This window comes from Streptomyces sp. Ncost-T10-10d (assembly GCF_900091955.1).
Lineage (GTDB): Bacteria > Actinomycetota > Actinomycetes > Streptomycetales > Streptomycetaceae > Streptomyces.
In genome coordinates, this window is the sequence record NZ_FMDF01000178.1 from 1 (window position 1) to 15,808 (window position 15,808).

Below are 15,808 nucleotides of genomic sequence, written 5' to 3' on the forward strand. Positions count from 1 at the left end.
AGGTAAGACGATCACCACCGCTGCGTGCGCTCTGGAGTACTTCCCGGAGGGACGGATCCTCGTCATGGTGCCCACGCTGGACCTGATCGTGCAGAGTGCCCAGTCCTGGCGGTGGGTCGGGCACCGCGCGCCGATGGTCGCGGTCTGCTCGGTGGACAAGGACGAGATCCTGGAGCAGCTCGGGGTGCGCACGACCACCAACCCGATCCAGCTCGCTCTGTGGGCCGGGACCGGGCCGGTGGTCGTGTTCGCCACGTACGCCTCTCTCGTGGACCGCGAGGACCCCACCGACGTCACTGGTCGCCGGACTGTCCCTGGGCCGTTGGAGTCGGCTCTGGCGGGCGGGGAGCGGCTGTACGGGCAGCGGATGGCTCCGTTCGACCTGGCCATCCTGGACGAGGGGCACATGACCGCGGGGGACATGGGCCGGCCGTGGGCGGCGATCCACGACAACAGCCGGATCCCCGTCGACTTCCGGCTCTACCTGACCGCGACCCCGCGGATTCTCGCCGCGCCCCGGCCGCAGCGGGGCCGGGACGGGCGGGAGGTGGTGATCGCGTCGATGGAGGACGACTCCAGCACCTACGGCGCCCGGATCTTCGATCTTGGGCTGGCGGAGGCGGTGGAACGGTCGATCCTCGCGGGGTTCGAGATCGACGTGCTGGAGATCCGCGACCCGGACCCGATCCTGGGCCTGTCGGAGGACGCGCTGCGTGGCCGGCGCATGGCCCTGCTCCAGGCGGCGCTGCTGGAGCACGCGGCGCAGCAGAATCTGCACACCACCATGGTGTTCCATCAGCGGGTGGAGGAGGCGGCGGCGTTCGCCGAGCAGATGCCGCGCACGGCCGCCGAGCTGTATACCGCCGAGGCCTCCGCGGCGGCGCTGGTAGGTGCGGAGGAGCTGCCGAAGTCGTCGATCGACGCTGAGCTGTACGAGCTGGAGGAGGGCCGTCACGTGCCCCCGGACCGGGTGTGGGCGGACTGGCTGTGCGGGGACCATCCCATCGCGCACCGGCGTGCGGTGATCCACCGGTTCGCCAACGGAATCAACGCCCAGAACCGGCGCGTACACCGGGCGTTCCTGTCCTCGGTACGGGCGCTCGGGGTCGGGGTCGACATCACCGGACTGCGCGGGGTCGAGGCCGTGTGCATCGTCGGCTCGCGCAGCTCCCAGGTCGACGTCGTCCAGAACATCGGACGCGCCCTGCGCCCCAACCCCGACGGCACGACCAAGACCGCACGGATCATCATCCCCGTCTTCCTCCAGCCCGGGGAGGACCCGAAGGACATGGTCGCCTCCGCCAGCTACCAGCCCCTGGTCGACATCCTCCAGGCCCTGCGCTCGCACTCGGAACGCATGGTCGACCAGCTCGCCTCCCGCGCCCTGACACGCGGTGAGGAACGCCGACGCATCCACGTCCGGCCCGCCCCCGCGGCCGGCCCGGAGAACGAGGACATGCCCGAGAAGACCAGCGAGGCGCAGCAGGAGGTCAACCGGGTCACCTCCATCGTGGTCAACTTCGCCTCCCCCCGCGACGCCGCCGACATCGCCGCCCTGACCCGCTGCCGTGTCATCCGGCCCGAGTCCCTGGTCTGGCTGGAGGGCTACCAGGCCCTCATCCGCTGGCGTGCCGAGAACGGGATCACCGGCCTGCACGCCGTCCCCTACGACGTTGAGGTCGAGGTCGGCGTCACGAAGGACTACCCCCTGGGGCGGTGGGTACACCAGCAACGCCGCGCCCAGCGCACAGGTGAACTCGACCCCCACCGCAAAGAACTCCTCGACGACGCCGGGATGGTCTGGGAACCCGGCGACGAAGCATGGGAGAACAAACTCGCCGCACTCCGCTCCTACCACCGCGCCACCGGACACCTCGCACCCCGCCAGGACGCCCTCTGGGGTCAGGGTCAGGGTCAGGGTCAGGGTGAGGGTGAGGCGATGGTGCCCATCGGCCAGCACATGGCCAACCTCCGCCGCAAAGGCGCGAAGAACGGCCTGGGCAAAGAGCCGGAGCGGGCCGCCGTACGCGCGGCGCAGCTGACAGAGATCGACCCGGACTGGAACTGCCCCTGGCCACTGGACTGGCAACGCCACTACAAGGTGCTCGCAGACCTGGTCGACGCCGACGGCGTACTGCCCGGCATCCAGCCCGGCGTGCTCTTCGAGGGCGACGACATCGGACGATGGCTCCAGCGACAGAAGAACCCAGGCACCTGGGCGCAGCTCTCCACCGAACAGCAGGAACGGCTGACAGCGCTGGGCGTACAGCCCACTGAGACGCCGGCTCCCGCCCCAGAAGCCAAGGGCGCGGCCAAGCAGCGCCCGAGCAAGGCGCAGCAGGCATTCCAACGGGGTCTGGCGGCCCTCGCACAGTGGGTAGAGCGGGAAGGCGCGGACCGGCCGGTGCCGCGCGGGCACAGTGAGGAGATCGCGGTCGACGACGAGGCGGAGCCGGTGCTCGTGAAACTGGGCGTATGGGTCTCGAACACCAAATCGAGGCGGGACAAACTCAGCAGCGAGCAGCGCGCTGCGCTCTCGAAGCTGGGTGTGGAGTGGGCATGACCGCCGTAGATGGTGGTGTCGCTCAGCGGGCCGTGTTCTCGGTGCGGATCATCCGGCGCAGGCTGGTGCGGGCGGCAGTCAAGTCTTCTTCGAGGGTGGTGATGCGGGCGCGCGACGTGGCGTTCTCTGAGACGGCTTCCTCTAGCCGGCGGGTGAGGTCCTGGTTCAGAGCGTTCAGCTGGTCTGCTCTGGTTGCTGTGTCGGGGGTGTGAATGGCATCGAGTTGCTGGCCAAGTCGGTGGCGCAGGGCTGCCTGGAGCCGGTCGCGTTCGTCGCGGAGTTCTCTGATTTCCTGCCGGGCGATTTCGAGTTCGGTGCGCAGGCTGAGTTGGGAGGGCGGGCTTGCCGTGGCAGATAGCGGGGTGCTGTGGACTTGGCGTAGTTGGGCTGCCTCGACGTGCTCGCGTACGCCAGGGGCATAGGTGAGCCAGGTGGAGACTCGGGCTGCTCGGGCGACTGCGGCGAAGGTCAGCGGCTTCCCCTGTTTCTCGAGAGTGGCGAGGACGGTGAGGACACGGGCTCGTTTGTCGAGGCTGTGACGGCGTCTGGCTTCGGCGAGGGGGGCGGGGTTGCCGCGGGGATTCATCGCGAGTCTTTCGGTCGGGCAGTGGTGAGGGGTAGGAGGGTGTGGTTGTCGCCTGCTCGTGCTTTGCGCAGCGCAGTGCTGGCTTCTTCGATCTGGGCGCGTTCGGAAGCGGGGAGGGATGCCAGGTGTGTGTTCATGCGGTCGATGACGCGCTGGTAGGCGGTGATTTGTGCGGTGAGGGCGGTGGTGACGAACTCGGCTGCGCCCATGGCGAGTGCGGTTTCGCGGTCTGCTCGCAGTTCGTTGATGTGGTGCTCGATGGCGGGCAGGTAGGAGGGGTCAGGGCGGTAGAAGCCGCAGCCGGCGCATTGGAAGCGGATGGGGCAGGCCTGGCCGCCGGCTTTGACGTTTGACGGCTCGGTGCAGCCGCCGTAGGGAACGGCGACGGAGCGCATCTCGTAGGCCGTGCTCGAGCTGGGGCTGGGGTGGCCGTGCTGGTCGAGGACATGTGCGCTGAGTTTGGCCACGGCTTCGCTCTTCCGTTTGAGGGAGACGGTTAATGGTGGAGTCGGGTATTGGAACTCCCGGAATACCCCCGCGATCAGAGGGGATCGAGGAGCATCAGGACCTCGTCCCGGGTGTCGTCGGGCGTGAGGCGGAGGGCTCCGGGCCAGCGACCGACCTCACGCCATCCGAGCCGGCCGTAGAAGTCCTCCAGCCCTTCTTCTCCCCGGGCCGCGAGATGGAGCTGTTCGAGTCCCAGTTCGTCGCGGGCGATCTTCCGGAGCTCGCGCATGAGAGCGGACCCGACACCACGGCCGCGGAATTCGGGGTGGGTCTGAAGGTGGTGGACCGTGCCCCAGTGCTCGACGAGTCGGTAGGGATCACGGTTGAGGACGACCCATCCGGCAAGGCCGTCATCAAATCTGGCGGTGATGAGTCGGCTTTGCTGTGGGTGGAGACGGCCGAGGAACTTGTCCGTGACGGGCGCGACGTCGTCGTCCTGGACGGGAGGGAAGGGGAATCCGGCGGCGCCGCCCGAGTTGGTGACCGCGATCCAGCAGTTGATCAGCTGGCATCGGAGTTCGGGGGTGATCTCGCGTGCGTCGGTGATCTGGACGAGGTCGGGCATTTCTGCGTGCGTCATGAGAAGGAGCATGTCAGCGGGGTCTGACATCGGGATGGGTCAGGCTTTCGAGTTCCGGCGGCTGATCTCGGCTGCGTAGGCGGCCCAGTCTCCGGCGGCGGCTCGCTGCCATTTGACGGCGACGGTGATGTCGATGCCGAGGGTGCGGGCAAGGACCGCAGCCGGTAGCTCGGTGGCGAGTTGGAGGAGCGCGGTTGAGCGGGCTTCCGCGAGGCGGATGCCAAGTTTGCGGAGGCGTTCGCCCATGGCCCAGGCGCTGATCGGGCGGCCGGGCTGGCCACCGGGGAAGAGCCAGGGTGAGTCCGTCCGGGCGAGGGTGGCATGGCTGTGGCGGACTGCGACTTGTTGGAGGACGAGGTCAGCGACGGGTGCCGGGAGTTCGACCGGGACGGCGCCGAGGTGGATGTGGACGGCGCCGTCCGTTTCCTCGATGTGGTTGACGGTGAGCCGAGAGATCGTGGCGGGCCATTGGGCATAGAGGAGCAACAGCAGGCCGGCGAGGCGGTCTTCGGGCTTGAGGGTGTCGTCGTGCAGCAGGCGTCGCGCGGTGTCCCAGCGGGCCTCGTCGTCCATCAGCTGGGTGGGGCCGTTCCATCTCACGGCCGGGAAGCTGAGATCGCGGGTGATCTTCTGGGCCAGAGCCCAGCGAACGAAGTGGCCTGCCTCTGTGCGAAGGAGGACGTCGTCGCTGGTCATCCAGCGATCAAGGTCGGCCTGTCGACAGGTGATCAGGGTCAGATTCTGTTCCTCGAGCCAGTCCAGGAGATAGACGGCCGCCCGAAGGTGCTGCCGCGCGGTCGCGAGCTGGTAGTGCGTGATCTCCTTGCCGCGGCTGCGTCGGCGAAGCCGACGTAGAAGGTGCCACGTTGCGTACCGGTGCAAGATTTTCCGTCCCTCGACCGTCGTATGGGAGGCAACGAGGTCCTTCACGTGCCGTTCGAGACGGACCATCTGCTCGTCGCGCTGGGGCAGGACGCCGGTGGCGACGAGAACGCTGCGGATGTGCTCGACGACCTTGCCCTCCGGGAGCTCATCCAGGGCCTGGTGGGTGAGAGGGCGGCGGCCGGAGCCAAGATCGGACAGGACGGTGGACACGATGCCTTTGGAGAGCCAGCTCATCGCGGTGCGGGCCCGTTCGGTGCTGGCCAGGATGTCGTAGAGGGGCTGCAGCTTCGAGGGTATGGAGCCGGTGTCGTCGGCGAGGAGATCGTGGAGCCGCAGCTTGAGAGTGCAGCGAGGACACGGACCCGGCGCGTGCAGCCGCTCGGCTTGTCCGCAAGTGGGACATGGGCGCCAGAGCTCGGCGTCCGGTGTCGTGCACGGACCGCAGATGGGCGCGTCGGCAGTGCCGGAGTGGATGCCGCAGAGTCCTCCGCAGATGGTGCAGTGAGCTTGCCGTTGGAAGCAGCCGCGGCAGCGGGGCAGGCCGGTGAGCTTCGAGAGTGTGCCGGGTGCGGTGCGGCCGCAGATCGCGCAGACCAGGACGGGCAGAGGGCAGCAGTTGGGGCAGAGAGGACCGTCGGCGGTGCGGTTCTGCACTCGGCGTCGTTCGCCGCAGCTGATGCAGACCTCGGTATTCGCGGGGTCGGTGATCAGGCAGTTCGGACACAGCGGTCGCCCCTGGTCGTCGCGGGTGGCCGGCTCGCGCCGGGCTCCGCAGCGTACGCATTCTTCGACGCGGGACTTGGCGATGCAGTTGCGGCAGACCCGCTGCCCGTCCAGCGGCTTGTCGATGCGGACCACCCGACGGCAGCGAGGACAGGCAGGCCGGACGATCCCAGCGACACCGGCCTCGTGCAGCAGATCGATGAACTTCAAGATGGCGCGATGCGGCGCCAGGTAGCCCTCCCCGGCCAGCAGCCGGGGATTCTCCTCCAAGGCCCAGACCACTCGCTGGCGATAGTGGGGACGGTCGGGCGCCGTCCGGCGGAGAGCCTCGGCGACCGCATCACGGCCGGCACCCGGGGCGATCGCGCTGATCAGGTCGTGGACGACGGTGACTGGATCACGGTCGTCGTGGTCGGGACACATCTTGCAGCGCGGCAGGCCCTTGCGGTCCCGGAAGCTGACGCGCCGGACGTTGCCGCAGGCGATGCACTCGGCGGTTTCCTGCCCGCAGACTCCGCAGTACCAGTCCTGGCCCCTGCGTTGGAGGGTCCGCAGCGTCTTGCCGCACTCAGCGCAGACCGGCGGAGCGATCGCCGATGCTCCGGCCTTGCGGAGCTCAATGAGCAGATCGCCGACGGCCCGTGGCGCCGGAGATCGGCCGTCGGTCAGGACAGCGGGCCTTATCGCCAGGGCCTTGGCCAAGCTCCGTGACTTCGCTCGGCCACCCGCGACCGCGGTCACCACGGTCCGGATGGTCTCGCTGTCGAGAGCGTTCTCGATGTCGGCGACGAGGTCTGCGATCAGGCCGACCGGATCGGCGACGGCGCGGGCGAGCTGGTCCGCTGTGGTCATGGCCGGTCAACGCCCCTGATCCGGGCCCGCTTTGGCCGCAGCCCGCCGACTCCCTCCGTATCGGGTGCCGAGCCGCCGACGGCTGCCTTCTTCGACTTCTTCACGGCGCCGGCCGCCGCGATGGGCTCGATGAGGTCGTCCATGGCGCAGTCGAGGATGTCGAGTAGGGCCATGAGAATCTTCAGGCTCAGTCGCTCCGGTCGCTCGACGACGAGCCGGTAGACCTGGCTCGACGACAGGCTGATGCCGCGTTCGGCGAGCGGAGAGATGAGGTCGGTGGTGGAGAACATCCCGCGGTCGGCCATGACCTTGCGCAGGTGCCAGTGGTAGTCGAGCTTGGCGGCCATCGCCGGATCCCTCCTCGTCAGGCTCCGGCGAATGCCGGGGCCAGTGCCTTGTGCAGGGAAGTGTTCATGAAGTCGTCGCTGACGTGCGTATAGATGGCCAGGGAGCTGTCGCACTCGTGGCCGACCTGCTGCTGGATGAACCGGCGGTCGACTCCGTCCTCGGTCAGATGCGTGACGTAAGAATGTCGGATTGAGTGGGGAGATAGGTCTTTTGGGAGCTTTAGGGCGTCGCGGTATGCCTCGAACCGGTCGTTGATGGAGCCGGGCTGGAGGCGGCCCCCGCGTTCGGTGATCCACAGGGCCGGGTGATCGGGGAATCCGAAGCGAGGCCGGACGTTCTCGACGTAGTCGGCGACTGCCTCGACGGCCCAGTCCATCACCGACAGCACGTTCCGCCGCCGCGGCGGCTGCCCCTTCTTGGCCTTGCCGTAGCGGACGTTGAGCGTGCCGTACCGGCCGAACTGCCGGGCCTGCGGATTGCGTCCGAAGTCGACCACGTCAAGCTTGGATGTCTCGGTCCGCCGAAGCCCCCACCCGTAGATGGCCTTGAACAACGTGGCGTCCCGGTAGGCAGCGAGGGCCCCCTTGCGCTTGGCCTTCACGGCGCGTGCGACCTGGTCGTCGGCGTAGTCGAGGAAGCGCTGCAGCTCTTCCCTCGTAAACGGCCTCGCCTCCGGGCTGCCTTCGTAATCCTGCAGGTGAGGGAGGGTGTTCCACTCGTGGCAGATCGCCACAGGGAAGGTGCCGAAGGCTTCTTCACACGCCGGGACCCAGCCGTATCGGGCGTCGATGAGGAGCTCGGTGAACAGCCCAACGGTTCCCTGGTAGCTGCGGATCGTGGAGGGCGCCAAGTGGCTCTCGCTCGTCAGCGAGGCCGACCACTCGTCCAGGTGGGCGGGCGTCCATCGCCACGGGTACTCGTTCGTGAACTCCAAGAACCGGCGGATCAGCCGTTCCCTCGGGTCAATCGTCTCGTCCTTCAGCCCTCGCGACTTCTGCTGAGCACGCCAACCACGCAGCATCGCGTCGAACATCGCGTCCTCCGGACGCAGCTGAACGACCCCGGAGACGAGCTCCATATGGGCCGACCCGGCCAGGGCCACCTTGCGCTGATGTGCCACTCCAGACCATCCCTTCTGGAGAGCAGATCATGCATCAGAAGGGATCGCCTCGGCAACACCCCTGTTCAGGAGGCCAGTTCGTAGAGCCTACGAACACCTTCCGCTTCCCTCCATGATCAGGCGACCTGCGACTTCTCGCCCGCCTGATGCAATTCCCGAGGGTTGTAGTAGCGCTGGGTCATGGCGATGGATTTGTGGTCCATCAGCTCGCGCAGCACGTCGACGGGGGTGCCGGCGTCTGCGTGGCGCTGGGCGTAGGAGTGGCGGAAGGCGTAGGGGTAGATCAGAGACCGGTCGAAGAGCAGGCGTTGTCCTTTGGAGTCGGTGCCCTCGGCGTGGAGCTGGGGCAGGGCGTCTACCCAGAGCCTGAGGGCGTCGCTGAGGTAGGTGCTGGAGATGTGAGGGGCGTCGCTCAGGGCGGTGAGGGACGGAAAGAGGTATCGATCCCCCTTGGCGGGAAGATGCAGCTGGTCGCGACAGGCTTGCCAGGTTCGGATGGCGTCGGCGGTGGAAGTTGTGATCGGCAGACGTCTGCGGTGGCGTTTCCTCTTGTGGTTGTCCCAGATCAGGGTGGGCTGGCCGTTATGGATCTCCAGGCAGTCACGGGCCAGGGAGACGATCTCGAGCGGGCGGCGCCCGGTGTCGCGCAGGACGATGTACATCGTGCGGTACAGCAGGTGCCGGGCCTCTGGGGCGATGTCGCGGCAGCCGTAGGTGTTTCCGGTGCCCAGAGTGTCGAGGTGAGCGTCCAGTTGCCGGATGACGGACTCGGGGATGGCCTTGCCGATGAAGTCCTCGTTGGGTTCTTCCACGGAGATGACGTGCTCGACGGGCACGCGGGTGAAGGTGCCGGCCAGGTCATCGAGGGTGCCGCAGCGGCGGCCGTAGGCGATGAGCTGGAAGAACATCCCCAGCAGGCTGCGCCGGAAGGAGGAAGAGTAGGGGGTACCGTCTCTTTTGTGTGCGGCGCGGAAAGCGTCGACGGCCAAGGTGGCATCGGCGAACGTCAGGGCGGCGGGATCGTCGCCGGCGTCGGCGCGCTGGGCGAGTGCCGTGGAGGCGATGGTCGTCGCGTGGAAAGTGCGCTTGAAGTCTTCCGTGGTGGGTCGGGCGGTGGTCACCCAATGACGCAGCGCCTGGCGCAGCCAGGGCTGGCGGACTGTGCGGAGATCGACGCGGCCGGGCAGATGCCGGCGCTTACCGGAGGCGCTGTGGCGCAGCCCGAGGACGCGCAGATCGATGACGTCCTGGTCGATGAGGGTGATCCCGGAGAACTCGCTGTATCCGGCGCGGGCGGCGGACTGCAGGTTCTCCACTGTGCGGACGGCAGACTGATGCGGCTTGGTGAGCCGGGCCGTGTTGGTGACGTCCAGAAGAGTGTCGGCCGTGGTGAGGTGGCTGATCACGCCGCGGATCCAGTGAGGTTCCAGGGCACGTACCCACTGGTCCATCTGCTGCACGGCGTAGAGCACTTCCCAGCGCAGCAGCTCGGGCAACGGGGCGAGATGGAACTGGTGCGCCAGCAGATACAGCGGCTGCCCCGGCGCCCACTGCGCAGCAGGGACGGGGGCGGTGCTGGAGCGGCATTCTGCCCTCCAGGCACGCCAGTGATAGTTGCACAGTCCCCGGGAATTCATGGATGCGCCGGCACAGTCGGCGACCATGCAGACGGGCACGTCGGTGAAGGGCATAGCGCGCTCACGGAGCCAGCGTTCGAACGTGCCCCTTGCCGCGGGGTACTTACGGGAGTTGTCGTGAGCCGCGCACAGGCCTCCCGATACCTGGGGCCGTACGCACCGCACGCCGTCCCGGGTGAGCGTGCACGGCCCGACGACCGTCAACGGCAGGGATCTGGAACGAGCGGGGATGAAAGTGGCGGCGAACTCTTCCCGCGGCAGACCGCTCTTCCTGCGCTGGTCCGAGCAGTAGGTACAGAACGTCTCCTGAGCGCGCACGATCACGTCGCAGCGCCGGGTGCGGCACCGCGAGGACGAGGTGCGCGGGTTGTCGAGGTCTCCGGTGAACAGCCATCTGGCGCTGTCCCACTCCCCCGGCCGCCACACGGGATCGATGTGGGCACGCAGCCACGTCTCCCACGACTTCTTCGTGGCCTTCGTCGGTGCGGAAAGTGCGACGGCAGGCGCACCAGCCGTGCTCACTGGTCCTCCCGCCATGCCTGGGCCCGGTCGACAGCCGCCCGGGTCTCGGACTCATCGACGTGACGGTAGCGGTCCATGGACAGCGGCGAGGCGTGACCCAGCAGCTTTTGCACCACGTCCCGGTCCACTCCCTCACGCAGCCAGTGGGTGGCCGCGGAGTGGCGCAGCATGTGCGGGCGAGCCGGGTGCCCGGCGCGGCGGGCCAGACGGTCGAAGACGTTCTTGGCGTTCGGGTAGGTCATGGCCCGCCCCAGCGGGGGCCGGAAGAGGTTCACGAACACCATGCCTGTCTCAGCCGCGGCGGCCACCGGGGTCCGTTCGTGCTGGTAGTCGGTGTAGAAGGCGACGATCTCGGGGGTGACGGGGAGGCAGCGGGAGTGTCTGGACTTGGCCAGGGCCCGGTTCGGGTTGTCGGTGCGGCGCCGCACATGAAGGTGCGGGCCCTCCACCGGGCAGCCCAGCGAGCGTGACGAAGCCAGGAAGTGCAGATCCTCCTGGCGCAGACCCAGGGCCTCCCCGATCCGCAGGCCGGTCGCGGCGAGCAGCGCGATGAGAAAACGGTCCCGCGCCCGGGGCGTATCCGCGATCATGCGGCGGATCTGCTGTGGGGACAGGGCCTCGTAGCCGGGCTCGCTGACCTGGAAACGAAAAGCCGACACCTGTACCTGACGCCACTGGCCACGCTCACCGTCGTCGTAACCGGCCGGCAAGAACCGCAGGAACTTCGGCTCCGACAACAGGCCAGCCGTCTGGGCAGGGACCCAGCCGTGGAGCGCGCCGAAGCGCAGGAAGTCCGTGACCGCCGTCATCACCGCGTTCGCCGTTCCCTGCGCGCGGTAGCGGGGCGCAGCCGTTGCCGGGGAGCGGCGGCTGCGGGCCGGCAGCGGCGTGGTGACCAGCCACTGCTGCAGCCCGGACAGCGCCATGAAACTCGGACGCCACCACTCGATGCGGCGCTCCGCGCAGTAGTTCAGATAGAGGGCGAGACGGCCCGCGTAGACCCGCTCCGTGTTCGGCGACCGGCCCTTACTACGCAACCCGGCCAGAAACGCACACGCCTCGGCATGCAGGTCGAAGGTGCGTGTATCGGCCACCACCCACCGCTCCACACCGGTCGACGGAGAGATCGAACGCTCAGCCACATAGCTCTGCTCCACCCGCCAAACAGACCAAGCTCCGACGCGGGCCGGCGCCGCTTCCGGACATCCCCTACACGACCAGGTGGGAACCACACCGAACACACCCCACGGTCCTGTGCGCCTATGGATAATGGCGCGCTCGGCAGCGGGAACACCTCGCCCGACGGAGTGTGCTCCGCCTTCCACTTCGAATCAATGCAGTCCTCCACCGTGGCCGTCGGGATCTCCGCTTCCGAGTCGAGGTCGACGACCTCCGTCTCGTGCCCGAGCGTGACGGTACCGATCGTGCCGCTCTTCTTCATATGGGCCAGGTCCACCTCGAACGTCGACAGGACGTCGAGCGTCGCGTAGTCCTTCAGGCGCGTGCCCTCGGGCGACGCCACCCGGTAAGCCTTCATCTGCTCCACCCACATCGCCGAGTACGAAGCCAGCACCGCGACTTTCACCGCCGCGTCCGGATCCGCCGGAGACACCGACACGGTGGACGGGGCTGAGGAAGCCCGACAGCGCCACCACGCTCGTGAGGGGCCGTGTCTGTCGAGCCGTCATCAGGTCTCCCACTACTTGCCGTCCGAAATCGATCACCGGGCCAACGAAGACGGCCCCACCAGGTCACCGGCCCAGGCGTCGGTGCCGAGGGAATCAGCTCCGGTTCAGGGACACCACCGTGGCCACGACCAGCCCGGCCAGCGTCGCGATGCCCAGGGCCACCGTCAAAGGTTCCTTGAGCACCGGGTACGCATGGACGAGGAACGCCCCGAACGCACACGCCATCACCACAACCACCACCCCGATCACGGACACCGGCAACACCCACGCCGCCCGGTCGGGAACGGCAGGCTCTGGCACCGGTGCGGGGGCGCCGGGCTGGGTCGGGTTCGGAACAGTGGTCATGGTTTCCCCCTGAAATGGACGGCGGGCGGAGCGACTGGTGCTCCGCCCTCTGGTGCTCGGGCTGGGTGGGCAAACAGCAGCGCTCCGCACCCCGGAACGGACCGGGGGGACGGAGCGTGTACTGGATAGCGCGACGGCTCCAGACAGGGGAAGGCCCGTCTGGAGCCGTTCAGGGAAAGACTGTTGCTGGGCTTGGTCCGCGCTTCAGCAGCGCATGGAGGCCCAGGCGGTTGCCTGGGCCTTTATGCGGATCCTGTGGCAGGGAGGAACGAGGAACACGACCTCGTCTGCCCTCACCCTGCGTCCGGCGATCGAAACCGTTTCTCCATGGGACAACGATCGCGGTCTACCACCTGGTCCTGAACGAGCCCCTGAAGCTGCAGAGTTGAGGGACACGACCTCTCCCTGGGGCCTCTCGGCTCGTCCTGGAGATGAGTAGAGCACGGCGCGGGAGCCGTTGCCAAGTCCCTTATTCTTTGCACCCAGTTGGAACCCCACCCTAGCGCCGGTCGAACACGTTTCCAGCCCGGTTTACCACCTACGCTAGCGCCGGGCTGGTTCTGCTCTAGAACCCGGCACTACAGTACTCAATTAACTAACTAATTCTCCTACTAACTATGACTGCGGGTGACCCGATGCAAGCACCGGAAGTTCCGCCCACCAAGTCGGCGAGCCGGACGCTGGCGGCGCCCAGCGCCCAGGCGTTGAGGATGGCCGAGAACGCCGGGCGAAGTGGGCGACGCCGGGCGCAGGTTCGCTACAGCTTCGTTGAACGGGTCTCGCTCGAGAACGAGGTTCCGCCCCTGGCCCGGATGCTCCGAGGCGGCGGCCGCGGCGGACAGGTGCGGCTCAAGCTCTATCTCAGCTACCTCTGGGTCCAGCGCGACGACCAAGCTCGCGAGCTGTCCATCCGAAACGGGGCCTGGGCCACCCTGTTCGACCTCAACGCCCCCCAGACCGCCGGCGCAAGGCGCATCAGTGACGCCCAAGCGTGGCTGGAGGAGAACAACTTCATCAGCATCGCCAGGACAGGACGCCAGAACCTGGTGACCGTGCTGTCCGAGACCGGGAACGGCGACCCGTGGATCGCGCCCGGAGCCGCTGCAAAGAAGGAGAAGGAGGAAGGCCTCCTCGGCCTGGGAGCTGTCGTCCACCGGTACCTGCAAATCCCGCAGACGTTCTGGACCCGCGGCCACATCGCGGTCCTCTCGGGGGCTGGCATCGCGATGTTCCTCGCCCTCCTGGCCGAGAACGGGGGCCTGCAGGAGAGAGCGCTGTGGTTCAGCCCACGAGAGGCAGACACCCGGTTCGCGCTCAGCGAGGACACACGGAGCAAGGGGCTGGGTGAACTGGCGGCGGCCGGGCTGATCACCACGAAGCGACGGCCCGTGAACGAATCAGACTTCGAGGCAGACGCTCTGCACATGCGTAACGTGCACTACCTCCATCTTGACCGCCTGAACGAGACGGCCGAGATCAAGCGGCGCCGCGTCATCCGCGTGACGAGGAAGAAGGCCGGGGCGAGCACGGAGGAGAGCTGAGCCGGACGGCTCGTGCCCGAGCTGGACGCGACAGCACTCCGGCCGGTTAGAGCGAGGGCCCGCCCGATCCGCATCACCCGCCTCTCCCCGGCTATCTCGTGGAAAGAGGTGTCGGTGCACGAACCCGGACCTGGCCCACGCCTGAGCAAGCCCGGGCTTGCTCAGGCCGGCACAAGGCTTGCCCGCCCCGTGGAGGGTCTGCCCCGGTCATCGGATGGCGATCGGGACGACGCAGGCCACCATGAGGGCCGCGCCGCCCGTGGCGACCACCAGCGGTGTCGCGGCAGCCGGGTGACGGTGCGCAAGGTAGGCCATGAAGCCCACTCCCAGAACCGTGACGAGGACCAGGAGCAGCACGACCAGCAGAACGAGCGAGGACACGGAAATCTCCTTCTTGCAGGGGCGCTCCGGTTGAGCGCGGAGCCACAGTCCGCGATCCGGACGGCTGGATCGAGTGCTCGCGAAAATCCGTTCCGGCCCCTCCGCAGAAGGGCTGTGACGGGCCGGAAGGCGGATTCGCGAGGACTTGACGGACCGGGGTCACGTGGTGGTGGGCAGCACGATGCAGGGGGCACTACCTAGCGGCGCAAGCCCCGGTCGACGGACCCCACGATTAAGGCGCAGCAGGCCCCGTTCAAGAAATCGGGCCGACGAGGTTCCTGACGCGGATTCCTTGAATGGACGCAGCAGCGGTGCTACGGGCTACGCCCACGAAGTCGTCGAGCGAGTGGAACGCCCGGTACACCGAAGGGAGTCAGATACCCGCGCGAGCTCCCGAACCCGCCCGATGATGTCCGCTTTCTCGGCCTCCACCCGGCGCAGCAGTCACGACCGGTCAGCGCCATGGTTGAGGTCCAGACCCTGCGGGCGGACGTCCACGACCATCCGCCCGGCCTCGATGGGCGCCCCATCTCCGGCGCAGCCCGGGCCATCTTCCGGAGCCACGGCCGAGTCTGACGGCGCGAGTTCTCCACGTCGACGAGCATCGCCTTGTCCGGCCGGATCCGGGCCTTCTTCCAGGGGTGGAGCCCGGCGGCCGCACGGACCAGGAGCTGACGCAGCAACAGGGATTTGCCGCCGCCTCACCGCCGGTCACGATCATCCGGTCCCACCGGGCCAGCACACCGGGAATCACCCAGTCGTCGTCCTCATCGGCCTCCGCGATGAAATCCAGCAGATCGGTCGACGGCTCGTCCGTCGCGGGCAGGCCCCGGTCCCGGGCCGCCTGCATGTCGGCGACCGAGGCCTCCGCGATCTCCTGCGGGTCGCCACCGGCCATGGCACGGGAGACCGCCCGCAGCTGACCCGCCTCGCGCAGCTCCGCCGCGTAGCTCACCGCGTGCGCAGCGGTCGACACCTCCTGGACCAGCTGGTGCAGGTACGGCGCCCGCCTACCTTCGCCAGCACGCCCCGGCGCTGGAGCTCCGCCGCCACCGTGATCGGGTCGCACTGCGCCCGTCGCCCGCATCGAGCCCGGGCCCGGGTGTCAGGTCCCGGTTCCGCACCGCTGACAGTGGACCAGGCGCCCGTCGCCCTCCAGGGCAATGGCGCGGACGCCGTCCCCCAGCACAGTCACCCCGCTCACCTTCGGCAGCCGTTCGCACATCACCGTCGCGCCGGGCACCCAGCTGCTCAGCAACCCGGTGCGCCTCCCGGTCAAGGAAGTCGAAGAACGCCAGCAGCTCGTCCTCGTCGTCCGTGATCCGCTTGACGACCTCCTCCAGGGCAGACAAGGCAAACATCCCTCACGGTTCCCGACCTCTAGATAATCGACACCCGCAACTGCGACTCCGTGTACTGGGCGGATGTGCGCGGCTCGATGCCCGACCTGGTCCAGGCCGTGGGCCGGGCGCTGCGGATGCAGCCGGGCGAGGGCAAGATGGCATCCCTCGTGGTGCCGGTGCTGCTCGG

At 68.1% G+C, this 15,808-nt stretch carries 14 protein-coding genes; 3 read left to right on the forward strand and 11 right to left on the reverse strand.

What is annotated here, in order from left to right:
- The coding region (locus GA0115254_RS32050; RefSeq protein ID WP_107451434.1) for a DEAD/DEAH box helicase at window positions 1–2,563 on the forward strand (2,563 nt) is incomplete at its 5' end.
- A gap of 22 nt (window positions 2,564–2,585) precedes the next feature.
- Here the strand turns inward: GA0115254_RS32050 and GA0115254_RS32055 are convergent.
- From GA0115254_RS32055 to GA0115254_RS32100, 9 genes are all read right to left on the reverse strand, one after another.
- Window positions 2,586–3,149, reverse strand: a complete 564-nt coding sequence (locus tag GA0115254_RS32055) for a hypothetical protein (RefSeq protein ID WP_093898778.1) — start codon at window positions 3,147–3,149, stop codon at window positions 2,586–2,588.
- Window positions 3,146–3,616 (reverse strand): hypothetical protein, encoded by a 471-nt coding sequence (locus GA0115254_RS32060; RefSeq protein WP_256102879.1) that lies wholly within the window; start codon window positions 3,614–3,616, stop codon window positions 3,146–3,148. The genes GA0115254_RS32055 and GA0115254_RS32060 overlap by 4 nt, the downstream gene beginning before the upstream one ends.
- 74 nt (window positions 3,617–3,690) lie before the next feature.
- Window positions 3,691–4,236 (reverse strand): GNAT family N-acetyltransferase, encoded by a 546-nt coding sequence (locus GA0115254_RS32065; protein WP_093898788.1) that lies wholly within the window; start codon window positions 4,234–4,236, stop codon window positions 3,691–3,693.
- A 39-nt stretch (window positions 4,237–4,275) separates the two neighbouring features.
- Window positions 4,276–6,696, reverse strand: coding sequence for a hypothetical protein (locus GA0115254_RS32070; protein ID WP_093898779.1), 2,421 nt, complete (start codon window positions 6,694–6,696; stop codon window positions 4,276–4,278).
- The gene (locus GA0115254_RS32075; RefSeq protein ID WP_093898780.1) at window positions 6,693–7,043 is read right to left on the reverse strand and encodes a helix-turn-helix domain-containing protein; all 351 of its coding nucleotides are present in this window, start codon (window positions 7,041–7,043) and stop codon (window positions 6,693–6,695) included. Before GA0115254_RS32075 ends, GA0115254_RS32070 begins: the two co-directional genes overlap by 4 nt.
- Before the next feature lie 17 nt (window positions 7,044–7,060).
- Window positions 7,061–8,164 carry a tyrosine-type recombinase/integrase gene (locus tag GA0115254_RS32080; RefSeq protein WP_093898781.1) on the reverse strand — a complete coding sequence of 368 codons (1,104 nt, stop codon included), beginning with the start codon at window positions 8,162–8,164 and terminating at the stop codon, window positions 7,061–7,063.
- A 116-nt stretch (window positions 8,165–8,280) separates the two neighbouring features.
- Complete coding sequence (locus GA0115254_RS32085; protein WP_256102880.1) at window positions 8,281–10,323, reverse strand: site-specific integrase; 2,043 nt, start codon at window positions 10,321–10,323, stop codon at window positions 8,281–8,283.
- Window positions 10,320–11,465, reverse strand: a complete 1,146-nt coding sequence (locus GA0115254_RS32090; protein ID WP_256102881.1) for a tyrosine-type recombinase/integrase — start codon at window positions 11,463–11,465, stop codon at window positions 10,320–10,322. The genes GA0115254_RS32085 and GA0115254_RS32090 overlap by 4 nt, the downstream gene beginning before the upstream one ends.
- A 639-nt stretch (window positions 11,466–12,104) precedes the next feature.
- A complete protein-coding gene (locus tag GA0115254_RS32100; RefSeq protein WP_093898783.1) occupies window positions 12,105–12,356 on the reverse strand; it encodes a hypothetical protein in 252 nt (83 codons plus the stop codon).
- Between the two features lie 635 nt (window positions 12,357–12,991).
- Between GA0115254_RS32100 and GA0115254_RS32105 the strand changes: the two genes are divergently transcribed.
- On the forward strand, window positions 12,992–13,897 hold the full coding sequence (locus GA0115254_RS32105) for a hypothetical protein (RefSeq protein WP_141720949.1): 906 nt from the start codon (window positions 12,992–12,994) through the stop codon (window positions 13,895–13,897).
- 207 nt (window positions 13,898–14,104) lie between these two features.
- Here the strand turns inward: GA0115254_RS32105 and GA0115254_RS44840 are convergent, their stop codons facing one another.
- On the reverse strand, window positions 14,105–14,278 hold the full coding sequence (locus tag GA0115254_RS44840; RefSeq protein WP_176740378.1) for a hypothetical protein: 174 nt from the start codon (window positions 14,276–14,278) through the stop codon (window positions 14,105–14,107).
- Between the two features lie 454 nt (window positions 14,279–14,732).
- The gene (locus tag GA0115254_RS45310) at window positions 14,733–15,254 is read right to left on the reverse strand and encodes a hypothetical protein (RefSeq protein ID WP_141720950.1); all 522 of its coding nucleotides are present in this window, start codon (window positions 15,252–15,254) and stop codon (window positions 14,733–14,735) included.
- Window positions 15,255–15,441: 187 nt separating this feature from the next.
- On the opposite strand from GA0115254_RS45310, the gene GA0115254_RS32115 reads away from it, so the two are divergent.
- A complete protein-coding gene (locus GA0115254_RS32115) occupies window positions 15,442–15,666 on the forward strand; it encodes a hypothetical protein (protein ID WP_093898786.1) in 225 nt (74 codons plus the stop codon).
- The last annotated feature ends 142 nt before the right edge of the window (window positions 15,667–15,808 follow it).